Raw genomic sequence first — 21,099 nt, 5'->3', positions numbered from 1 at the left:
CCTGGAGACCGCCTCCGTAAGACTCTTGCGCGCATCGGGTCCTCCCGTGTGGGCGGCAACACGTTCCGTCCCCCTCGAAGAGCCCACAGTCACGTGCGCCGCATCTGCTGTCTTGCGCCCCGACCTGCTCTCATACGGGACTCGTCTTCCACTCCCCCTCCGACCCGGATATGGGGGATCATGTGGCCATGACCGAGGTGTCCTCGCTCACAGGACGGCTGCTTGTCGCGACACCGGCGCTTGCTGACCCGAACTTCGACCGCGCGGTGGTGCTCCTCCTCGATCACGACGAGGAGGGCTCGCTCGGTGTGGTCCTGAACCGCCCGACCCCGGTGGGGGTGGGCGACATCCTGGAGTCGTGGGCCGAGCTGGCCGGGGAGCCGGGGGTGGTCTTCCAGGGCGGTCCGGTCTCGCTGGACTCCGCGCTGGGCGTGGCCGTCGTCCCGGGCGAATCGGGGCGGTCCGCGGCGCGCACCGAGGACGGGCCACTCGGCTGGCGCAGAGTGCACGGGGCGATCGGGCTGGTCGACCTGGAGGCGCCGCCGGAGCTGCTGGCGGCCGCCGTGGGGTCGTTGCGGATCTTCGCCGGTTACGCGGGCTGGGGGCCCGGTCAGCTCGAGGACGAGCTCGCCGAGGGCGCGTGGTATGTCGTGGAGTCCGAGCCGGGCGATGTGTCCTCGCCCGCCCCCGAGCGGCTGTGGCGTGCGGTGCTGCGCCGCCAGCGCAGTGAGCTGGCCATGGTCGCCACGTATCCGGACGACCCTTCTCTCAACTAGGCATGAGTACCCTAGGGCTGTATGAGCACTCTTGAACCCGAGCGCGGGGCAGGCACGGGGACCCTCGTTGAGCCGACACCTCAGGTGTCGCACGGTGACGGCGACCACGAGCGCTATGCCCACTATGTACAGAAAGACAAGATCATGGAGAGCGCCCTCTCCGGATCTCCCGTCGTCGCACTGTGCGGCAAGGTCTGGGTCCCGGGCCGTGACCCGAAGAAGTACCCGGTGTGTCCCATGTGCAAGGAGATCTTCGAGGGCATGGGCGCCGGCGGTGACAAGGGCAAGGACGGCGACGGCAAGAAGTAGCCGGTCCGGGGGCCCCAGGCCCTGACGGACAAGCCTCGCGCGACAGACGGTTCGCCCGGCCCGCGACCCCACTCGGGGGTCGCGGGCCGGGCATGCCGTGCTTGTGCGCCCTGCCGTGCGCCGGATGACCCCAGTAGGGTCGGCCCATGAGCGGGCGTACGGAGAACGGGGCGGCGCGGGCCGCCTATCTGGTGTTCGGGGCGCGTGAGGTCGACGAGCCCGATGCGGAAGGCGCCAGCGCCTACTGCCAGTTCGAGAAGGACTGGGACGCCCAGCTCGAACAGTGCGGGCGGCTGGCCGCCGAGCGGGGCTACCGGCCCGCCGGAAGCTGTGTGATGTCGGTCGCGCAGCCGACCCTTCCCAGACTTCTGGAGTGGGCGGCCGACCCGGGCTGTGATGTGGTGCTGGTGGCCAGCGACCACGTCCTGGAGCGGATCCGGAAGACCTGGCCCGACTGGGACCGGGTGATCGCGCGCCTGGAGGAAGCGGGTGCGCGGGTGGAAGCCGTGCCGTATGTTGAACCCGCCTATCCGGGTGAAGAGTTACCGCGTCGCTAGCGCGAAGTCCGTTGCGCCATACAGCGGTTCGGCTCATTTGGTCACGGAGTGGTTCAGACCTCTTGTGGGGTCGCTCAAGGTTCCCTAGCCTCACGCATATTGTGCTGAGCGAAACATGCGTTGCATATGTTGCAACGCCAAATGTTTAAGGGTCCTCATGAAGTCGTCCCATCTCTCCGTGTTCTCCCGCTTGTCCTCGCGCGTCACCGTGCCCGTGGCGGCACTGACCCTGGCGGGGCTGGCCGCGACCGGATGCGCTCCGTCCACCTCCGACAACAGCTCCGACAAGGACGAGAAGAGCGGCAAGCTGCGCGTCTGGCTCTTCCAGGAGGTCAACAACGCGCCCAAGAAGAAGGTGATCGACGAGGCGGTCGCCGGCTTCGAGAAGGAGCATGACGGGACCGAGGTCGAGGTGACCTACATCCCGATCGACACCCGGGCGCAGAAGATCAAGGCGGCTTTCAACGACCCCAAGAGCGCTCCCGACGTCATCGAGTACGGCAACACCGACACCGCCGGTTACGTCAAGGACGGCGGGCTGCTGGACATCAGCAAGGAGTTCGGCGCCTGGGGCGACTCGACGAACATCGACCCCACCGCGAAGTACTCGCTGACCATCGGCGGCAAGGTCTACGGCGCTCCGCTCTTCGTCGGCGTCCGGGCGCTGTACTACCGGACGGACGTCTTCAAGGACCTCGACCTGGAGCCCCCGACCACCCAGGACGAACTGATTGCGACCGCGAAGAAGATCCGCGCGGAGCGGTCGGATCTGTACGGTCTCGCGGTCGGCGGCGCCTACACCTACGGCGCGATGCCCTTCATCTGGGCCAACGGCGGCGACCTCGCCAGCGAGAAGGGCAAGTTCGGCTCGAACGAGTACGAGTCGGCCATCGACAGCGCCAACGCCCAGAAGGGCGTCAAGGCGTACACCTCGCTCTTCGGCAACGACAACTGCCCGGCCGCCAAGTGCGCCCAGTGGGGCGGCAACGACACCATCGAGGCGTTCGCCTCGGGCAAGGCGGGCATGGCGATCGGCGGCGACTTCAGCCGCCAGGCCATCGAGGCGGGCAAGGTCAAGGGCAAGTACAAGGTCGTGCCGCTGCCGGGTGTGAAGAAGGGCGACATCGCCCCGGCCTTCGCGGGCGGCAACAACGTCGGGGTGCTCAAGAGCACCACGCACCGCACGCTCGCCGTGGACCTGCTCCAGACGCTCTCCGGCAAGCAGACCCAGCGCAAGCTCTACGACGCCATGGGCTTCCTGCCGACCTTCACCGATGTGCGCGGCGATGTGGCCCAGAAGGACCCCTTCGTGAAGCCCTTCGTGAAGACCCTCAACGACAGCGCCAAGTTCGTGCCCGCCTCGCCCGGCTGGGCGGCCATCGACGCGCAGCTCGTCCTGCCCACCATGTTCCAGGAGATCGTCAGCGGCCGTAAGAACGTGGAGACCGCCACCAAGGACGCCGCGAAGAAGATGGACGAGGCATTCCAGCAGTGAGCTCCGGCACCGCACAGCACGCCCGGCGCGCCCCCGCCAAGGGCCGCCGGCCCCGGCCGGGCCCCGTCGTCCCGGCCGGGGGCCGAGCCAGGAAGGGCTCCCGGCGGGGAGCCTGGACGCCCTGGCTCTATCTGGCCCCGGCGCTCGTCGTCCTGGGCGGGCTGCTCGTCTACCCGATCTACCAGCTCGGTCTGATCTCCTTCCTGGAGTACACCCAGGCGCAGGTCAGCGGCGGTGAGCCGACCACCTTCCAGGGATTCGCCAACTACGCCGAGCTGTTCCGCGACGGCGAGTTCTGGAACGTCGTCGTGGCCACGCTGCTCTTCGCCACCGTCTGCGTGGTGTCGACCCTCGCGGTCGGCTGCGCGCTCGCGGTGCTGCTGACGCGCGTACGGGCCATTCCGCGGCTGGCGCTGATGCTGGCCGCGCTCGGCGCCTGGGCCACCCCGGCGATCACCGGCTCGACGGTCTGGGTCTTCCTCTTCGACCCCGACTTCGGGCCGGTGAACAAGATCCTGGTGTGGTTCGGGCTCTCCGGGTTCGAGAACTACTCCTGGACCTACGACCGCTACAGCGCCTTCGCCCTGGTGCTGTTCGAGGTCGTGTGGTGCTCGTTCCCGTTCGTGATGGTCACCGTCTACGCGGGCATCAAGGCCATCCCCACCGAGGTGCTGGAGGCCGCCGCCCTCGACGGCGCCTCCACCTGGCGGATCTGGCGCACCATCATGGCGCCGATGCTGCGGCCGATCCTCGTCGTGGTGACCATCCAGTCCATCATCTGGGACTTCAAGGTCTTCACCCAGATCTACGTGATGACCGACGGCGGCGGGATCGCGCGCCAGAACATGGTGCTCAACGTGTACGCGTACCAGAAGGCGTTCGCGTCCTCGCAGTACAGCCTGGGCTCGGCGATCGGCGTGGTGATGCTGCTCATCCTGCTGGTCGTGACGCTGGTCTATCTGCGGCTGCTGCGACGCCAGGGAGAAGAACTGTGAGCCACTCGCGCGTCTCGCTGCGCATCCGCCGTCCCTGGCGCTTCGCCGCCGAGGCCACCGCCCTGATCGTGGCGGCCGTGGTCGCCTTCCCGCTGTACTGGATGGTGCTCTCGGCCTTCAAGCCCGAGGGGGAGATCCAGTCCACCGAGCCCCGGCCGTGGACGACGGCCCCCTCGCTGGACTCCTTCCGGCGCGTCTTCCAGCAGGAGGACTTCGGGCGCTACTTCCTCAACAGCCTCCTGGTGGCCGGGGTGGTGGTGGTCGCCTCGGCGCTGATCGCCTTCCTCGCGGCCACGGCGGTCGCCCGCTTCCGGTTCCGCTTCCGCACCACGCTGCTGATCATGTTCCTGGTCGCGCAGATGGTGCCGATCGAGGCACTGACCATCCCGCTGTTCTTCCTGATGCGCGATCTGGGGGAGTCGGTGCCGGGGATCGGGCTCAACACCCTGGGCTCGCTGATCCTGCCGCATATCGCCTTCTCGCTGCCGTTCGCCATCTGGATGCTGCGCGGCTTCGTCAAGGCCGTGCCCGAGGCGCTGGAGGAGGCGGCCTATCTCGACGGGGCCAGCCGCTCCCGCTTCCTGTGGCAGATCCTCTTCCCGCTGGTCTTCCCCGGACTGGTCGCGACGAGCGTCTTCTCCTTCATCTCCACCTGGAACGACTTCCTGTTCGCCAAGTCCTTCATCATCAGCGCGACCGAGAACTCCACCCTTCCGATGGCGCTGCTGGTCTTCTTCAAGGCCGAGGGCAACGACTGGGGAGGCATCATGGCGGCGTCCACCGTCATGACCATCCCCGTACTGGTCTTCTTCGTCCTCGTACAGCGCCGACTGGTCTCCGGTCTCGGCGGCGCCGTGAAGGACTGACGGAGAGAAGGGCTGACGGGGAGAAGGACCGACGAAGAAGGCCGGCGAACGGACCGACAAGGGCTTTCAACGCGCCGACAAGGGCCGATGAGGGAGCAGATGCCACACGACGCCGCGGGACTGATCCCCGCGCCCCGCCATGACCAGAGCCGTACGGGCCGCGCGGGCGCGCGGATCCACCCGCGGCACACCGCCCTGGCCGCCGCCCCCGGCACCGAGGGCGTGGCGCGCCTGCTGCGCACCACCCTCGGCCAGGCGCTCGGCCTGTCCCTGCCGGACGGCGAACCCGGCGGCCCCGACACCCTCACGCTGCGGATCGACGCCGCGCTGGAGCCCGAGGGCTACCGGCTCACCGTCGCCGACGGCCGGGTGGAGATCGCGGGCGGCACGGCCGCGGGCGTCCACTGGGGCACCCAGACGCTCCGTCAGTTGCTGGGCCCCGACGCCTTCCGCCGCGCCCCGCTCAGGGACGCGGAGACCGGCTGGGAGCTGGCGGAGCGGACGGTCGAGGACGCGCCGCGGTTCGCCTGGCGCGGGCTGATGCTGGATGTGGCCCGTCACTTCATGCCCAAGGACGGCGTCTTCGCCTATCTCGACCTGCTCGCCGCCCACAAGCTCAATGTCTTCCACTTCCACCTCACCGACGACCAGGGCTGGCGCGTCGAGATCCGCCGCTATCCCAAGCTGACCGAGACCGGCGCCTGGCGTGAGCGCACCAAGCTCGGCCACCGGGCGTCCCCGCTGTGGGACGAGCGGCCGCACGGCGGCTACTACACCCAGGACGACATCCGCGAGATCGTCGCCTACGCCGCCGAGCGGCATATCACCGTCGTGCCGGAGATCGACATTCCCGGGCATTCACAGGCCGCCATCGCCGCGTACCCGGAGCTGGGCAACACCGATGTCATCGACACCGCCTCCCTCGGAGTCTGGACCACCTGGGGCGTCAACCCGAACGTACTCGCCCCCACCGACAACACGCTCCGCTTCTTCGAGCATGTGCTGGAAGAGGTGCTGGAGCTGTTCCCCGGCACCTTCGTCCACATCGGCGGCGACGAGTGCCCCAAGGACCAGTGGAAGGCGTCCCCGGCCGCCCAGGAGCGCATCCGCGCGCAGGGTCTCGCCGACGAGGACGAGCTCCAGAGCTGGTTCATCCGCCACTTCGGCCACTGGCTCGCCGAGCGCGGTCGGCGGCTGATCGGCTGGGACGAGATCCTCGAGGGCGGCGCGGCCGACGCCCCGCTGCCGGAGGGCGCCGCGGTCTCCTCCTGGCGCGGTTACGCGGGCGGGATCGCCGCCGCACGGGCCGGCCATGACGTCGTCATGTGCCCCGAGCAGCAGGTGTACTTCGACCACCGGCAGGCTCCGGGCGAGGACGAGCCGGTTCCGATCGGCTACGTCCGCACCCTGGAGGATGTCTATCGCTTCGAACCGGTTCCACCACAGCTCACCGGAGCCGACGCGGACCGGGTGCTGGGCGCCCAGGCCAATGTCTGGACCGAGGTGATGGAGGACCGGCGGCGCGTCGACTACCAGACCTTCCCCCGGCTCGCCGCCTTCGCCGAGGTCGTCTGGTCGGCGCTGCCGCCCTCGTCCGAACGGGACTTCGGGGCGTTCCAGGGGCGCATGGAGGCACATTACGCGCGTTTGGACGCGCTCGGCGTGAGCTACCGCCCGCCCGCCGGGCCGCTCCCCTGGCAGCGGCGCCCCGGCCTGCTCGGACGCCCGCGCGAGGGAGCGCCCCCGATCGTATGAGCCGCCCCGCCGCGGCCGGGAGCACCCCCGGTCGCGGCCGGGGGACCGGGCCCTGAAAAAGGTGCGCGCCGACGCTCCGCCGCCCCTGCGAGCGTAGTCCCTCCGGCGCAAGACCAAATCGCACAAGGGTCCCTGAAACGTGGCAATCCACTCTCGCCGGAGACGTCGCCCCAAACCCGTACCATCCCCCAGGTCAGGGACGGATCCACGGATCACGGACCCCCACGACGGCGGGCTCGCAAGATGTGCCAGAGTTGCCACGTCCGGGCTGTCAGCACGTACCGTACGGCGCAACAGCCGGGACACCGGGGAAGGGGCAGCGGGTTGACCACGCACGCACCGCAGGCGGCGCACACGGTGACGTTGCCGGGCACGCTCGACGAGGCCGTGGCGGCACTGGCCGCCATGCCCGCCGCCGTGCCCGTGGCGGGCGGTACCGATCTGATGGCCGCGGTCAACTCCGGCCTGCTGCGGCCCGCCGCGCTCGTCGGCCTCGGCCGGATCAGCGAAATCCGGGGCTGGCGCTATCTGGACGGGCACGCCCTCCTCGGCGCCGGACTCACCCACGCCCGGATGGGCCGCCCCGACTTCGCCGCGCTGATCCCGGCGCTGGCCGCGGCCGCGCGGGCCGCCGGGCCACCGCAGATCCGCAACGCGGGCACCCTCGGCGGCAACATCGTCACCGCCGCCCCCACCGGCGACGCGCTGCCGGTGCTCGCCGCGCTGGAGGCCACGGTCATCATCGCCGGGCCCGAGGGGTCCCGCCGCGAGATCCCGGTCAGCCATCTGCTCGCCGGGGTGGATCTGCTGAACCCCGGTGAACTCGTCGGATTCGTCCGGGTTCCGCTGCTGCACGCCCCGCAGACCTTCATCAAGGCCACCGGGCGTACCGGGCCCGGCCGGGCCACCGCCTCCGTCGCCCTGGTCCTGGACCCCGCGCGGCGCGGGGTGCGCTGTGCGGTCGGGGCGGTCGCGCCGATGCCGCTGCGCCCCCTGGACGCCGAGCGCTGGGTCGCCTCGCTCATCGACTGGGACGGCGACCGCGGCCATCTCGATCCGCAGGTCACCACCGCTTTCGGCGAGTACGTCGCCGCCGCGTGCATCCCCGATCCGCTGCCCCCGCAGGATGGAACCGAGCCGGTCCCCCTGCCGCCTGCCGCGATCCACCTGAGGCGTACCGTGGCGGCCCTGGCCCGCCGAGCTCTGGGGAGGGCACTCGCGTGAGTGATGAACAGCAGCCGCACCGGCCGGATCCGGGAAGCGGATGGCAGCCGATGCCGCACGGCCCGGAGTACGACGCCGAGTCGACGGCGTTCGTGCAACTGCCGCCGGACTACGCCCACCCGGACCCGACCGATCCGTCCGGCCGTTGGGACCCACTCGCGGCGCCCGGCACCGGCTACGCGCCCCCGCCGATGGACGTGGGGCACGGTGACCCGTCCCACGGCGGCCAGTGGCAGCCGTCCGGCCATGGCCAGGGCACGGCCCACGACCAGGGCATGACCGGGCACTGGACCACCGCGGAGACCGACGGCGGCTATCTGTACGGCGGCCACCACGATCCGCACGGCGCCGTCCAGTGGCCGGTGCCCACCGAGGACCAGCAGGGCCACCACCCGCCGCACACCGGCCACTGGCCCGCTCCGGCGGCCGAGGAACCGGTGGACGACTGGCCGGTCGACGACTGGCCGGTGCCCGCCTCGTCCGACAACGGCGCGGGCGGGCCGGTGCAGACCAGCCAGTGGACCATCCCGGTCGCGGGCGACGAGGGTGTGGACGAGACCGGTGAGTACCGGGTCGACGACCACCCCGGCCCGGCCGCGTCTCCTTACGGCGGCCACGCGGACGACCCTCAGGACCCGCAGACGACGGCCCAGTTGCGGATGCCCTTCGCCGCGCCGACGCCCCGGCAGCAGCCCCACCAGCCCCACCAGCCGCACCAGCCCGTGCCCGGGCAGCAGCAGGGGCACAGCGGCCAGTGGTCGGTTCCGGCCGCCGAGGAGGGCGCGGAGGACTCCGGGGAGTACGCGGTCGAGGGCCACCCGGGCCCGGCCGCGGCCGCCCCGTCGGCCACGCCCACCCAGCCGCCCGCCCGCCGCCGGCTGCGCATGCCCGACCGGCAGGACCCGGCGTGGCCGGGGCCCTCCGCCGGGGACTCGGGCGAGTTCGCGGCCGAGGGGCACCAGGGGCTGCACACCCCGCCCCGTGGCACCCCGCCCCACGGCACCACCCCCCACGACAGCCCGGCGCCCGGTGAGCGGACGCCCGCGGACGACCCCGGGCGGCGGTCCGGCGGCCCGGCCGCCGGGGACTCCGGTGAGTTCCCGGTCGACGGTCAGCACGCCGGGCTGGAGACCCCGCCGCACGGCAGCCCGGCGCCCGGGCTGCCCCAGGAGACGAGCTGGCCCGGCGCGTTCGCGGACGACCGGTTCGCGGGCGAGGCCCATGGGCACGCCCCGCACCCCGGCCCCGAGGCCGACGCGGGCCGCACCGAAGCGCCCGAGGCCGCGCCGGACGCCGCGGAGGCTCCCGCCGACGCGCTGCCGGACGCCGCCGAGGCGGAGCCCGCCGAGCCCGCGGCCGAGCCCGAACCGGATCCGGCCGAGGGCGAGTTCGCGGCCCCTGAGGCCGCCGGGGCGCCCGCCCCGGCCGAAACCCCGACGGACGCGCCCGAGGCCGCTGACGCCCCCGCCGAGCCCCGTACGGACCCCGGTTCCGTCGAGGCCCAGGCCGACCCGGTCGTCGCCGACGAGCAGCCGAGCCACAGCGAGCATCCGCTCGCCTCCTACGTGCTGCGCGTCAACGGCGCCGACCGCCCCGTCACCGACGTCTGGATCGGCGAGTCGCTGCTCTACGTCCTGCGCGAGCGCCTCGGCCTCGCCGGGGCCAAGGACGGCTGCTCACAGGGCGAGTGCGGGGCCTGCTCGGTGCAGGTCGACGGGCGGCTCGTGGCCTCCTGCCTGGTGCCCGCCGCCACCGCCGCGGGCAGCGAGGTCCGCACCGTCGAGGGCCTGGCCACCGGCGGCCGGCCCTCCGACGTCCAGCGGGCGCTCGCCGAGTGCGGGGCCGTGCAGTGCGGCTTCTGCGTGCCCGGGCTCGCGATGACCATGCATGACCTCCTCGAGGGCAACCACGCCCCCACCGACCAGGAGACCCGCCAGGCGATCTCCGGCAACCTCTGCCGCTGCTCCGGCTATCGCGGGATCCTCGACGCCGTACGCGAGGTCGTCGCGGGCCGCGAGGCGGCCGACGAGGCGGCGCAGGCGGAGCCGGACGGCGGAGCCGACGCCCACCAGGACCCGGCCCGTATCCCGCACCAGACGGGACCGCACGGCATCACCGGCAACGGGAGCGTCAACGGAAGCGGTAGCGGAAGGGCATCGGCATGACCGGAATCGCGGACGGCGGGGGCGCCGTCACCGCCACCCCCGCCGCCGGAACGCCCGTCCAGCCCCCGTCCACCATGGGCCTCGGGGTGTCCCTGCCGCCCGCCGACTCGGCGGCCAAGACCTCGGGCACCTTCCCGTACGCGGCCGACCTGTGGGCCGAGGGGCTGCTGTGGGCCGCGGTGCTGCGCTCCCCGCACCCGCACGCCCGCATCGTCTCCATCGACACCACGCAGGCCGACGAGATGCCCGGCGTACGGGCCGTGGTGACCCACGCCGACGTGCCCGGCGACGCCTCCCACGGCCGCCGGGTCGCCGACCGTCCGGTCTTCGCCAAGGACCTGGTCCGCCACCACGGCGAGCCCATCGCCGCGGTCGCCGCCGACCACCCCGACACGGCCCGGCTGGCGGCCGCCGCCATCGCCGTCGAGTACGAGGTGCTGGAGCCGGTCACCGACCCCGAGCAGGCGTTCTCCGCCGAGCCGCTGCACCCCGACGGCAATCTGGTCCGCCATATCCCGCTGTCCTTCGGCGACCCGGACGTGGTCGGCGAGGTCATCGCCGAGGGGCTGTACCGCATCGGCCGTCAGGACCCGGCGCCCATCGGCGCCGAGGCGGGCCTTGCCGTGCCGCGCCCCGACGGCGGGGTGGAGATCTACACCGCCTCCACCGATCCGCACGCCGACCGCGACCTGGCCGCCGCCTGCTTCGGTCTTGAGCCGGAGCGGGTGAAGGTCGTCGTCACCGGCGTCCCCGGCGCCATGGGCGAGCGCGAGGACCCGGGGATGCAGTTGCCGCTCGGGCTGCTGGCGCTGCGCACCGGCCATCCGGTGAAGCTGGCCGCCACCCGTGAGGAGTCCTTCCTCGGCCACGCCCACCGCCACCCCACCCTGCTGCGCTACCGCCATCACGCGGACTCCCAGGGCAAGCTGGTCAAGGTCGAGGCGCAGATCCTGCTGGACGCGGGGGCCTACGCCGACTCCTCGGGGGACACCCTGGCCGCCGCCGTCTCCTTCGCCTGCGGCCCCTACGTCGTCCCGCACGCCTTCATCGAGGGCTGGGCGGTGCGCACCAACAACCCGCCCTCCGGCCATGTGCGCGGCGAGGGCGCGATGCAGGTGTGCGCGGCGTACGAGGGCCAGATGGACAAGCTGGCGGCCAAGCTGGGCATCGACCCGCTCGAGATCCGGATGCGCAATGTGATGGCCACCGGCGATCTGCTGCCCACCGGACAGACGGTCACCTGCCCGGCCCCGGTCGCCGAACTGCTGCAAGCCGTAAGGGACGCACCACTGCCCGCCCTCCCCAAGGACGACCCCGAGGAGGAGTGGCTGCTGCCGGGCGGCCTGGAGGGCGCGGGCGACCCGGCCGCGGTGCGGCGCGGGGTCGGCTACGCCCTGGGCATGGTCCATATGCTCGGCGCAGAGGGGGCCGACGAGGTCTCCACCGCCACCGTCAAGGTCACCGGCCCGGTGGCCACCGTGATCTGCGCGGCCGTCGACACCGGCCAGGGCTTCGCCACCCTGGCCCGCCAGATCGTCCAGGACGTCCTCGGTATCGAGGAGGTCCATATCGCGCCCATCGACACCGATCAGCCCCCGGCCGGGCCCGCCTCGCGCGGCCGCCACACCTGGGTCTCCGGCGGTGCGGTCGAGCGGGCCGCGAAGATGGTCCGCACCCAGCTCCTACAGCCCCTCGCGCATACCTTCGGCATGTCGACCGAGCTGCTCAGCATCGCCGACGGCAAGATCACCTCCTATGACGGGGTGCTCAGCACCACCGTCGAGGAGGCGCTGGAGGGCAAGGAGCTGTGGGCCACCGCGCAGTGCCGTCCGCATCCCACCGAGCCGCTGGACGAGACCGGGCAGGGTGACGCCTTCGTCGGGCTCGCCTACTGCGCGGTGCGTGCCGTGGTGGACGTCGACATCGAGATCGGCGCGGTAAGGGTCGTCGACATGACGGTGGCGCAGGACGTGGGCCGGATCCTCAACCCGCGGCAACTGAGGGCCCGTATCGAGGCGGGCGTCGCCCAGGGCATCGGCGCGGCCCTCACCGAGAACCTGCGCACCTCGCGCGGTGTGGTCCGGCACCCGGACCTGACCGGCTACGCCCTGCCGACCGCCCTGGACGTCCCCGACATCCGCATCGTCAAGCTGATCGAGGAGCGGGACGTGGTGGCCCCCTTCGGCGCCAAGCCGGTCAGCGCGGTGCCGGTGGTCACCTCCCCGGCGGCGGTGGCGGCGGCGGTCCGCGCGGCCACCGGGCGTCCGGTCAACCGCCTCCCGATCCGCCCCCAGGCGGCGGTCGTCAACCGGGGCTGAGCGCTCCGCGGGAAGTGCCGCGAGGTGCGGTCGTCCAGCCGCGGCGGAGCCGCACACGCGGCGCGGGATTGTCCGAGACGTGTAACAGAGGGATCCCTCCCCGCCCCAATTCCATCCTCATGTTTGCGAAAGCGACACAGGAGACATGGGGAGCGAGGCGGACATGGCGCGGCACCGGATCATGGGGGCGAATGGCCGAGTGGTGGTGGCGGCGTTGGGCGTGGCGGGGGTGACCGCCCTGGCCGCCGTGTGGACCGCCCAGGCCGGAACCTTCTCGGGGCCGGGTGCGTCACCGAAGCCGAAGCCGACGCCGATCGTGGGCCAGACCTCCAAGCCGGACCCCGAACTGCCCGCTCCCGTGGTCAACATGGACATAGCCCACGGCTCCGACAAGGGCGCCAAGGGCGTCAACATCACCATCGACGACGGTCCGGATCCGACCTGGACCCCGCGGGTCCTCCAGGTGCTCAGGGCCAACGGCGTCAAGGCCACCTTCTGCATGGTCGGTCCGCAGGCCCAGGCCCATCCGGACCTGGTCAAGGATGTGGTCGCGGACGGACACCGGCTGTGCGACCACTCCATATCGCACGACACGACGATGGGCGGCAAGTCACCCGCCTACCAGTCCAAGGAGATCCTCGACGCCCAGCGAATGATCACCAAGGCGTCGGGGGGCGTCAAGCCGCTCTACTACCGTGCCCCGGGCGGTGCGTTCACCCCGTATAGCCGTCAGATCGCCGCCTCGCAGGGCATGCGGCCGCTGGGCTGGAACGTGGACTCCGAGGACTTCAAGCAGCCGGGGGTCGCGGCCATGGTCAACACCGTCAAGAACGAGATCTCCAGCGGCCCCACCGTGCTCTTCCACGACGCGGGCGGCGACCGCGGCCAGACGGTCGAGGCGCTGGGCCAGGTCCTGCCGTGGCTGAAGCAGCAGGGATACAGCTTCGGTTTCCCGGTGCGCTGACGATCGTTCCCGCGGCCCGCGTCCCCATGGAAGGGGACGCGGCCGGGCCCTCTCAGGCCGGGGACGGACCCGTCAGCGCGGGCTCGCGCTCGCCCCCGCGGGCCGCGAACGGGCACTGCCAGTCCGCGGGCTTCGGGCGGCCGGAGTAGCGGCGGGCCTCGGAGAGCTCCTCGTACTCGAGCAGGTTGGGGTTTATGTCGCCCTGGAGCTGGATGTCCTGCTTGCGGATCTTCTCGGCGAGCCGGTCCCACATCTTGGCGCCCTTGATGCGGTCGAACTGCTCATGCGAGTTGAAGGCCAGCATCGGGAAGGGAGGGCGGCGGCCCCAGCGGCGGTGGGTCTCGTGCAGGCCGATGACGAAGAAGGGGTGACCGGCGACGCTGTAGGCGAAATCCCTGGCCTGCGGATCGGACGAACAGCCCTCGGCCCAGCGATATGACCGGGAGTCCTGTTCGTGGAGAAGCTGGAGCTGTTCCCACAGCAGCTCCTCGAACCGCAGCTCATCCACCCCGCGAGGTTGCTCGAAGGTCGCGATGAAGCTCGTGAACGACCGGTGGCTCCAGTCGGCCGAGTCCACGAAATCCGCGAGATCGAGTGCCATCAGCCGGGCCGAATGGTCGGATCCCATCAGGTCGTAGTGACGATGGGTGATGCCGCCCTTGCGCCAGGCGGACCGTCCGGCCAGGCAGGCGAATCGTTCCCCCAGAATGAACCGCTCGACCTCGTCCGTCGCGTCCACTGTCATGGCCAGCCTTCCTTCCAACTACGTGCCTCCTCGCCGGGAGCTCATCTCCTTCTCCACATGAAGGCGCCCACCCTGCTCACCTGCGCAGGAGCGCAGGAGAACGAGATGGGGCGCCTGGCTGAATTGTGATCGGCGAGGACCCGATCGGCGAAATCCGGCTGCGGGCCGCCGTCCCGGAGGGCGGGGTGGCGCGCCATTTCGAACAGCGAAGTGTTCCCCGGGCCGGGCCGCCTCCGAGGGAGCGGCCCGGCCCGGACCCTGAGCCCCGGCCCATCAGCTCCGGGCGCGGTCCAGCGCCGCCGCCACCACCGGGCCGATCCGGGCCAGGGACTCCTCCCGCATCATCCGGTAGTGGTGGTCGGGGACGCCGTGCACCGTAAGGGCGCCGTCCACGAAGGAGAGCCAGGCGTCCGCCACATGCAGCGGATCGCGCCGGTAGCCGGGGATCTCCTCCATGGCCCGGAACACCAGCATGTCGCCCTGGAACCGGTCGGGCGCGAACTTCCGCATCAGCTCCTGGTCGTTGAGCAGGATGTCGAGCAGCGGGAAGCTGGCCTCGCCCTCCAGCAGCCGGGCGGGCAGCCCGGTCTCCCGGCAGAGGTCCGCCACCAGGTCGGCGGTGCCGTCCGCGCCGTCGGGGTGCGCCTCCAGCCAGCCCGGGGCGAAGATGTCGCCGCCGCCGATGTCGTCGAGCAGCACCCCCAGCCACTGACGCTTGCCGAGCTCCGGTGCCTCGGGCAGCGCCTGGGCGTTGTCGGGGTAGGCGTCGATCACGGCCAGCACGGGGACCTCCTCGCCGTCGGCCTGTAGCCGGGTGGCCATGGCGTGCGCGATCAGCCCGCCGAAGGACCAGCCGAGCAGATGGTACGGACCGGCCGGCTGGACGGTCCGGATCTGCCGCAGATAGTCGGCGGCCATCTCCTCGACGCTCGCCGGGAGGACGTCCGGTTCGGTCAGCCCGCGCGCCTGGAGGGCGTACACCGGCTGGTCCGGGGCGAGATGGCGGAGCAGCCCGGTGTACGACCAGCCGAGGCCGCCGCCGGGGTGGACGCAGAACAGCGGCGGGCGCCGCCCCTCGCCGCGCAGCGGCAGCAGGATGTCCAGCGGCTGCTGCCGCTGCGCCTCGGCCGGTCCCGCGGCGTCCAGGCGGGCCACCAGCCGGGCGACGGTCGGCGCCTCGAAGAGGTCGCGCATCGACAGCTCGGTGGCCAGCGCGGCGCGGGCCTGGCTGGCCAGCTTGGAGGCGAGCAGCGAATGACCGCCGAGCAGGAAGAAGTCGTCGTCGATGGTGACGCCGTCGACGCCCAGGACCTCGCCGAAGAGCGCGCACAGCGTCTCCTCGCGCGGGGTGCGGGGCGCCCGTCCGCCCGTGGCGGCCTCGAAGGAGGGCGCGGGCAGCGCGGCCCGGTCCAGCTTGCCGTTGGCGTCCAGGGGGAGGGTGCCGAGCACCACGACCGCGCTGGGCACCAGGTGCTCGGGCAGCGTCTCGCCCAGCGCCTCGCGGGCCGCGGCGGCGTCCGGCGGGGTGTCCCCGGCGGCCGTCACATAGGCGACCAGCCGCTGGTCGCCGGGCCGGTCGGTGCGGACCGCCGCGGCGGCCTCGGCGACCTGGGGGAGCGTCCGCAGCGCCGCCTCCACCTCGCCCAGTTCGATACGGAAACCGCGCAACTGGACCTGGCCGTCGGTGCGGCCCACGTACTCGACGTCGCCGTCCGGCAGCCGGCGGGCCAGATCGCCGGTGCGGTACATCCGGGTGCCGGGCGGGCCGTAGGGGTCGGCCACGAACCGCTCGGCGGTCAGGGCCCGGCGGCCCAGATAGCCGCGGGCCAACTGCGCCCCGGACACGTACAGCTCGCCGGTGACCCCGGCCGGGCACGGCTTGAGCGCGGTGTCGAGGACGTACATCCGGGTGTTCCACACCGGCCGCCCGATCGGCACCGGCCCCTCGCCGCCGGGCGCGGAGGGGTGGTGGGCGATCTGGATGGTGGTCTCGGTGGGTCCGTAGAGGTTGTTCAGCGGCACGCCGGGGAACCGCTCGTGGAACCGCTCGGCGGTCTCGCGCGGCAGCGCCTCACCGCCGCTGGAGGCCCGCCGCAGGACGCCCGCGCAGGCGTCGGCGGCGGCCGGGTCGGCGAGGAACGCCTGGAGCATCGACGGTACGAACTGGAGCGCGGTGATGCCCTGTTCGCGCACCGTGCGCGCCAGATACGCCGGGTCCTTGTGGCCGCCGGGCTTGGCGACCACCAGGGTCGCGCCGCTGAGCAGCGGCCAGAAGAACTCGCAGACCGAGGCGTCGAACCCGGCCGGGGTCTTCTGGAGCATCCGGTCCCCGGGGGCCAGGCGATAGGCGTCCTGCATCCACTCCAGGCAGTTGGCGACGGCCCGGTGGGGCACCAGGACGCCCTTGGGGCGGCCGGTGGAGCCCGAGGTGTAGATGATGTACGCGGGGTGCTCGGGGTCGATCGCCACCGCCGGAGCGGACACGTTCGCCGCGCCCCCGGTGCCCGTGATGTCCACGACGTCCAGCAGCAGCAGCTTCCCCACACCGTGGCGCGCGGGCAGCGCCCCGGCGCTGTCGGAGCGGGTGACCACGAGGGCCGGGTCCGCGTCGTCGAGCATGTACGCCAGCCGCTCGGCCGGGTAGTCCAGGTCCAGGGGCAGATACGCGGCCCCCGTCTTCAGCACCGCGATCAGCGTGATGACCAGGTCGGCCGAGCGGGGCAGGGCCACGCCGACGGTGCGCTCGGGCCCGGCGCCGTGTGCGATGAGCACCCGGGCCAGCCGGTTCGCCGCCCGGTCCAGCTCGGCGTAGCTGAGCCCGGTGTCATCCACGGTGTCGGCGCTGACCAGGGCCCGGGCGTCGGGGGTCCGGGCGGCCTGGGCCGCCAGCAGCTCCGGGAGGAGGGCGCCGGAGGTCGGATGCGCCGTCTCGCCCGGTGCGTCCAGGACCCGCTCGCGCTCCTCGGCGGACAGCAGCTCCAGGGAGCCGACCGTGCGCTGGAGGTCGGAGATGTCGGAGAGGGAGCGCAGCAGGCCGAGATAGCGCTCCCGGTGGGCGATGAGGGCGTCCTCGGTGTAGAGGTTGGAATTGGCGTTGAGGTCGATGCGGATACCGGTGCCGTCGGACCGGTCGTATCCCATGATCGAGAGGTCCTCGACGGTTCCGTTGGAGAGGTTGTGGCCCTTGACCCGGTGACCGGCGAAGTGGAAGTCGTAGTCGTACGTCATGATGTTGACGTGCGGGCCGAGCAATCCGTTTCCGCCGTCCGGAAGTCGCAGATCCCGGGCCAGGTCGATACGGCGGTAACGCTGATGCCGCAGGGCCTGCCTGACTTCCCGTGAGATCTGCCGTACCAGCTCCCGTATTCGCATATCGGCGCGCACCTGTATGCGCAGCGGCACCACATTGGCGAACATCCCCGGAATGGAACGGGCGGTGGCATCGGTACGGCCCGAGACCGGCAGCGTCAGAATGATGTCCGATTTACCGGTCAATCGATGCAGATAAAGGGAGGTCGCTGCGATGATCATAGCCGACCAGTGGGTGGCGTATTTACGCGCGGCGGCCCGCAGCTCGACCGCTTCCTCCTCGGTCAGGTAGGCGGTCTGCCGGAGGACGGTGGAAAGTTCCCTGGTGGGGTGGGTGGAAAGCCGCGCGGGGCGCGGGGAATCGCCGACGTGTTCCAGCCAGTACGCGCGGTCTTTGGCGAAATCCGGCGAGGCCCGGTATTCCGCGTCCTGGTCCACCATCGCCTGGAGCGAGCCGAAGACCGTTTCCCCCTCGGCCGCTTCCCCTCCGGCCGGTTCCCCCTCGGCCGGTTCGGTCCCCGTCATGAGCGCGGTGTACAACTCGGCGGTCCGCCGGCCCAGCAGGGCGGCCGATCCGGCGTCCGAGACGATGTGGTGGGTGCCCTGGTACCAGAGGAAGCACTCGGGCTCCACCTTCAGCAGGGCGAAGGAGAACGCCGGATAGTCGCCCAGCTTGAGCGCCCCCGTGGCCAGGTCGTTCTTCATCCACCGCTCGGCCGCGGCCCAGGGGTCGGCCTCGCCGGTGAGATCCAGCTTGGGCAGCTCCCAGTCGGTCACCGGGTCCAGGATCTGCCAGGGCTCCCCGTCGTCCTCGCCGACCCGCACGTTGTAGGGCTCGGCCTCCGCCACGGCCCGGCGCAGCGCCCGTTCGAATATCTCGGTGTCTATCGGTCCTTGTATCTCCAGGTACTCGCCGACCCTGAAGGTGGTGCTCTCCGGCGGCTCCAGCTTCTCAATGAACCAGATCTCACTCTGGCCGGTCGAGAGCGGCAGTCGGGCGGCCGGTGCGGCGGGCTGCACATTTCCCCCATTGAGGATGGAACCACGGTCGAAAAAGGTGCCTGTCGACCGGGAGTCGTTTTCCGCGCGGCCGCAGGCACCACACTGACCCTATGAGACGGAATTGCACTCAGTGAGGGGGTCAGGAGACCGTTCGGTGGCGAGAGTGTGAAAATCGCCGAAGCCCTAGGGATTTACCTGGGGTATCCCGGTGCCGAGACGGCCGGATGGCGTGGATGAGCATGCGTCAGGAGGGCGCGTGTGTCCAGAGCATGTCCAAGAGTTCACCCAGCGGCAACACATTGCGCGGACGTCCATGAGGACGCCCGCGCAAGGTGTGTGGAGGCCGTGGCGGGAATCGAACCCACGTAACTCGATTTGCAGTCGAGCCCCTCAACCACTCGGGCACACGGCCGTTGTCGTGCTCTGTTCCCGACGATAGGACGGGGGTGGGGCGGGCACAACGGTGAGGCGGGGGCTGCCATACGACTGACACACTGCGTTCATGGCGGCCGGATGGCGGCCGGATGGGCCCGCTCGGTTACGGCCGCCAGGGGCGTGCCGGGCCTCGGCTCACGGCGTCCGGTTCACGGCGTCCGGTTCACGGCGTCCGGCTCACGGCGTCCGGTTCACGGGGCGGGGCGAGCCACCAGGAAGTCCTCGACCACCTGGCGGAAGAGATCCGGGTCGTCGACCCACGGATAGTGGCCCACCCCGGGCAGGGGCCGCACCTGCCCGTCCGGGAAGGACTCGGCGACCAGCTCCCCGGCCCGCATCCCGGTCACCGCGTCCCGGTCGCCGGTGATCGCCAGCACCGGGCACGGCACCTCGCGCAGCCGGGCCAGCACCGCGCGCCGCCCCGCCTCGTCGACGCCCTGCCAGAAACCGGCCCGCGGCACCGGCCCGAGCTGCTCGCCCTCGCTCTCGGCATGCGCCCGCTGGGGCTCCTCCCAGCGGCCGTACGCCATGGGGGCGGCCTGGAGCAGCAGCCTGCGCACCTCGGCGAGGTCGGTGGTGTCGGGCAGCAACTGGACCGCCGTATACGCCTCCTGCCACCAGGGCTCGTCGGCGCGGGACTCGAAGATCTCCCGGGCGTCCTCGGGGAGTTCGCCCTGGAGCCGTGCGCCCGGGCAGACCACGATCAGCCGGCCGAGCCGCTCGGGGTGGGCGGCCGCGTACGCCTGGGCCGTCGCGGCGGCCGCGTCATGGGCGAGCAGCGGGAAGCGGGCGAGGTCCAGATGGCGGCGGAGCGCCTCGAGGTCCTCGGCGAGCCCCGGGAAGGCGTAGCCACTGGGGTCGACGGCCGGCGGGGAGTCCCCGGTGCCGCGGCTGTCGGGGATGACGAGGGTGTGATGGGCGTTCAGTCCGCCGAGGTCGCCCAGATACGCGGCGCTGCGCCCCGGCCCGCCCGCCAGACAGATCAGCGGCGGGCCCGCTGAGCCGTCCCGGGCCTCCAGGGCGCGGTAGGCCAGCTCGGTTCCGTCGTACGAGGTGTAGTGCGGCATGGTGTCAGCTTGCCCCAGCATCGTCATCTTGACCGTGCTTGGCCGGGGGGCGTGGTGTGCCGGATGTGGCGCGTGTGCCGTGACCGGCCGTCCGTGTGCCGCGGCCCGCGGTCTGCGTGACGCAAAAGCTCCGGTTGGGGCGATCTTGCGCGGACCCAAATTACGCTTATGGTTTCCGTCCGCTTCTCCGTATGATGCGAATGTGTTCGATTCCCGGCACGTCAAGACGTTCCATGAGGTGGTCCGCTCCGGCTCCTATTCCGGGGCCGCCCGCGCGCTCGGCTACACCCAGCCGGCCATCACCCAGCAGATGAAGGCGCTGGAACGGGCCGTCGGCAGTCCGCTGTTCATCCGGGTCGGCCGGGGGATGCGGCTGACCGAGGCGGGGGAGACCCTCGCCCGTCACGCCGACACCATCCTGACCAGCATCGCCACCGCCCAGCAGCAGATGGGCGCCATCACCCGGCTGCGCTCGGGCCGGGTGCGGGTCTGCGCCTTCCCCAGCGCCAACGCGACCCTCATCCCCGAGGCCATGGCCCGGCTCGCCGCCGCCCATCCGGGGGTGCGGGTGGAGCTGCTGGAGGGCGAGCCGCCGGACTCGCTGGGGCGGGTGGTGCGCGGGGAGTGCGACATCACGCTCGCCTTCACCTATCCCGGGCTGCGCGAGGAGACCCCCGCCGAGCTGGTGGAGATCCCGCTGCTGGAGGACCAGCTCACGGTGCTGCTGCCGAGCGGGCATCCGCTGGCCAGACGGCGGGCGGTCAAGCTGGCGGAGCTGAGCGAGGAGCGCTGGATCGCCGGATGCCTGCGGTGCCGCGCCAACTTCCTGCACGAATGCGCGGAGCAGGGCTTCGCCCCGGACATCGCCTTCACCACCGACGACAATCTGGTGGTGCAGAGCATGGTCGCGGCGGGGCTGGGCGTGGCGATGATGCCGGGGCTGGTGCTCTCGTTCCTGTGCCACCAGAAGGTCGCCGGGCGCGCCCTGGACCCCGCCTCGCGCCGCCATGTCTCGGCGTATGTGCTGCGCGAACATCTGGAGATACCGGCCACCGCGCGGGTGCTGGAGGAGCTGAAGACCGTGGCGGGGAACCGGGTGGGGTGCTGAGCCCGGCCG

Annotated in this window: 15 protein-coding genes and 1 tRNA gene; 12 read left to right on the top strand and 4 right to left on the bottom strand. The window is 71.7% G+C overall.

Annotated features, from left to right (window positions below):
• The first annotated feature begins 188 nt into the window (after positions 1 to 188).
• From ACK1X7_RS19850 to ACK1X7_RS19800, 11 genes are all read left to right on the top strand, one after another.
• The gene (locus tag ACK1X7_RS19850; protein WP_078647448.1) at positions 189 to 776 is read left to right on the top strand and encodes a YqgE/AlgH family protein; all 588 of its coding nucleotides are present in this window, start codon (positions 189 to 191) and stop codon (positions 774 to 776) included.
• A 21-nt stretch (positions 777 to 797) separates the two neighbouring features.
• Positions 798 to 1,085 (top strand): DUF3039 domain-containing protein, encoded by a 288-nt coding sequence (locus ACK1X7_RS19845; RefSeq protein WP_075200572.1) that lies wholly within the window; start codon positions 798 to 800, stop codon positions 1,083 to 1,085.
• Positions 1,086 to 1,231: 146 nt separating this feature from the next.
• The gene (locus ACK1X7_RS19840; protein WP_390794934.1) at positions 1,232 to 1,642 is read left to right on the top strand and encodes a hypothetical protein; all 411 of its coding nucleotides are present in this window, start codon (positions 1,232 to 1,234) and stop codon (positions 1,640 to 1,642) included.
• Between the two features lie 157 nt (positions 1,643 to 1,799).
• Positions 1,800 to 3,137, top strand: coding sequence for an extracellular solute-binding protein (locus tag ACK1X7_RS19835; protein WP_385153105.1), 1,338 nt, complete (start codon positions 1,800 to 1,802; stop codon positions 3,135 to 3,137).
• On the top strand, positions 3,134 to 4,132 hold the full coding sequence (locus ACK1X7_RS19830; RefSeq protein WP_413115418.1) for a carbohydrate ABC transporter permease: 999 nt from the start codon (positions 3,134 to 3,136) through the stop codon (positions 4,130 to 4,132). Before ACK1X7_RS19835 ends, ACK1X7_RS19830 begins: the two co-directional genes overlap by 4 nt.
• Entirely contained in the window at positions 4,129 to 4,998 is an 870-nt protein-coding gene (locus tag ACK1X7_RS19825; RefSeq protein WP_385153099.1) for a carbohydrate ABC transporter permease, read from the top strand. The genes ACK1X7_RS19830 and ACK1X7_RS19825 overlap by 4 nt, the downstream gene beginning before the upstream one ends.
• 99 nt (positions 4,999 to 5,097) lie before the next feature.
• Positions 5,098 to 6,753, top strand: a complete 1,656-nt coding sequence (locus tag ACK1X7_RS19820; RefSeq protein ID WP_413115417.1) for a beta-N-acetylhexosaminidase — start codon at positions 5,098 to 5,100, stop codon at positions 6,751 to 6,753.
• A 324-nt stretch (positions 6,754 to 7,077) separates the two neighbouring features.
• A complete protein-coding gene (locus ACK1X7_RS19815) occupies positions 7,078 to 7,977 on the top strand; it encodes an FAD binding domain-containing protein (RefSeq protein ID WP_385153093.1) in 900 nt (299 codons plus the stop codon).
• On the top strand, positions 7,974 to 10,142 hold the full coding sequence (locus tag ACK1X7_RS19810) for a 2Fe-2S iron-sulfur cluster-binding protein (protein WP_385153090.1): 2,169 nt from the start codon (positions 7,974 to 7,976) through the stop codon (positions 10,140 to 10,142). The genes ACK1X7_RS19815 and ACK1X7_RS19810 overlap by 4 nt, the downstream gene beginning before the upstream one ends.
• Complete coding sequence (locus ACK1X7_RS19805) at positions 10,139 to 12,460, top strand: xanthine dehydrogenase family protein molybdopterin-binding subunit (RefSeq protein WP_385153087.1); 2,322 nt, start codon at positions 10,139 to 10,141, stop codon at positions 12,458 to 12,460. The genes ACK1X7_RS19810 and ACK1X7_RS19805 overlap by 4 nt, the downstream gene beginning before the upstream one ends.
• A gap of 163 nt (positions 12,461 to 12,623) precedes the next feature.
• Complete coding sequence (locus tag ACK1X7_RS19800; protein ID WP_385153114.1) at positions 12,624 to 13,424, top strand: polysaccharide deacetylase family protein; 801 nt, start codon at positions 12,624 to 12,626, stop codon at positions 13,422 to 13,424.
• Between the two features lie 52 nt (positions 13,425 to 13,476).
• Here ACK1X7_RS19800 and gntA read toward each other — a convergent pair whose 3' ends face one another.
• The 4 genes from gntA to ACK1X7_RS19780 all read right to left on the bottom strand — a co-directional run bounded on the left by gntA (position 13,477) and on the right by ACK1X7_RS19780 (position 19,982).
• The gene (gene gntA, locus ACK1X7_RS19795) at positions 13,477 to 14,169 is read right to left on the bottom strand and encodes a guanitoxin biosynthesis heme-dependent pre-guanitoxin N-hydroxylase GntA (protein WP_385153084.1); all 693 of its coding nucleotides are present in this window, start codon (positions 14,167 to 14,169) and stop codon (positions 13,477 to 13,479) included.
• Positions 14,170 to 14,442: 273 nt separating this feature from the next.
• Positions 14,443 to 18,498 carry an amino acid adenylation domain-containing protein gene (locus ACK1X7_RS19790; protein ID WP_413115416.1) on the bottom strand — a complete coding sequence of 1,352 codons (4,056 nt, stop codon included), beginning with the start codon at positions 18,496 to 18,498 and terminating at the stop codon, positions 14,443 to 14,445.
• A gap of 319 nt (positions 18,499 to 18,817) precedes the next feature.
• Positions 18,818 to 18,892 (bottom strand) — tRNA-Cys (locus ACK1X7_RS19785).
• A gap of 214 nt (positions 18,893 to 19,106) precedes the next feature.
• Entirely contained in the window at positions 19,107 to 19,982 is an 876-nt protein-coding gene (locus ACK1X7_RS19780; RefSeq protein ID WP_413115415.1) for an alpha/beta fold hydrolase, read from the bottom strand.
• Positions 19,983 to 20,184: 202 nt separating this feature from the next.
• Between ACK1X7_RS19780 and ACK1X7_RS19775 the strand changes: the two genes are divergently transcribed.
• The gene (locus ACK1X7_RS19775) at positions 20,185 to 21,090 is read left to right on the top strand and encodes a LysR family transcriptional regulator (RefSeq protein WP_385154261.1); all 906 of its coding nucleotides are present in this window, start codon (positions 20,185 to 20,187) and stop codon (positions 21,088 to 21,090) included.
• Positions 21,091 to 21,099: the final 9 nt, after the last annotated feature.

Origin of the sequence: Streptomyces sp. CY-1 (assembly GCF_047218265.1) — a bacterium.
GTDB lineage: Bacteria > Actinomycetota > Actinomycetes > Streptomycetales > Streptomycetaceae > Streptomyces > Streptomyces niphimycinicus.
Note: the sequence above shows the minus strand (reverse complement) of the source record. Positions and strands in the feature narration are given on the sequence as shown.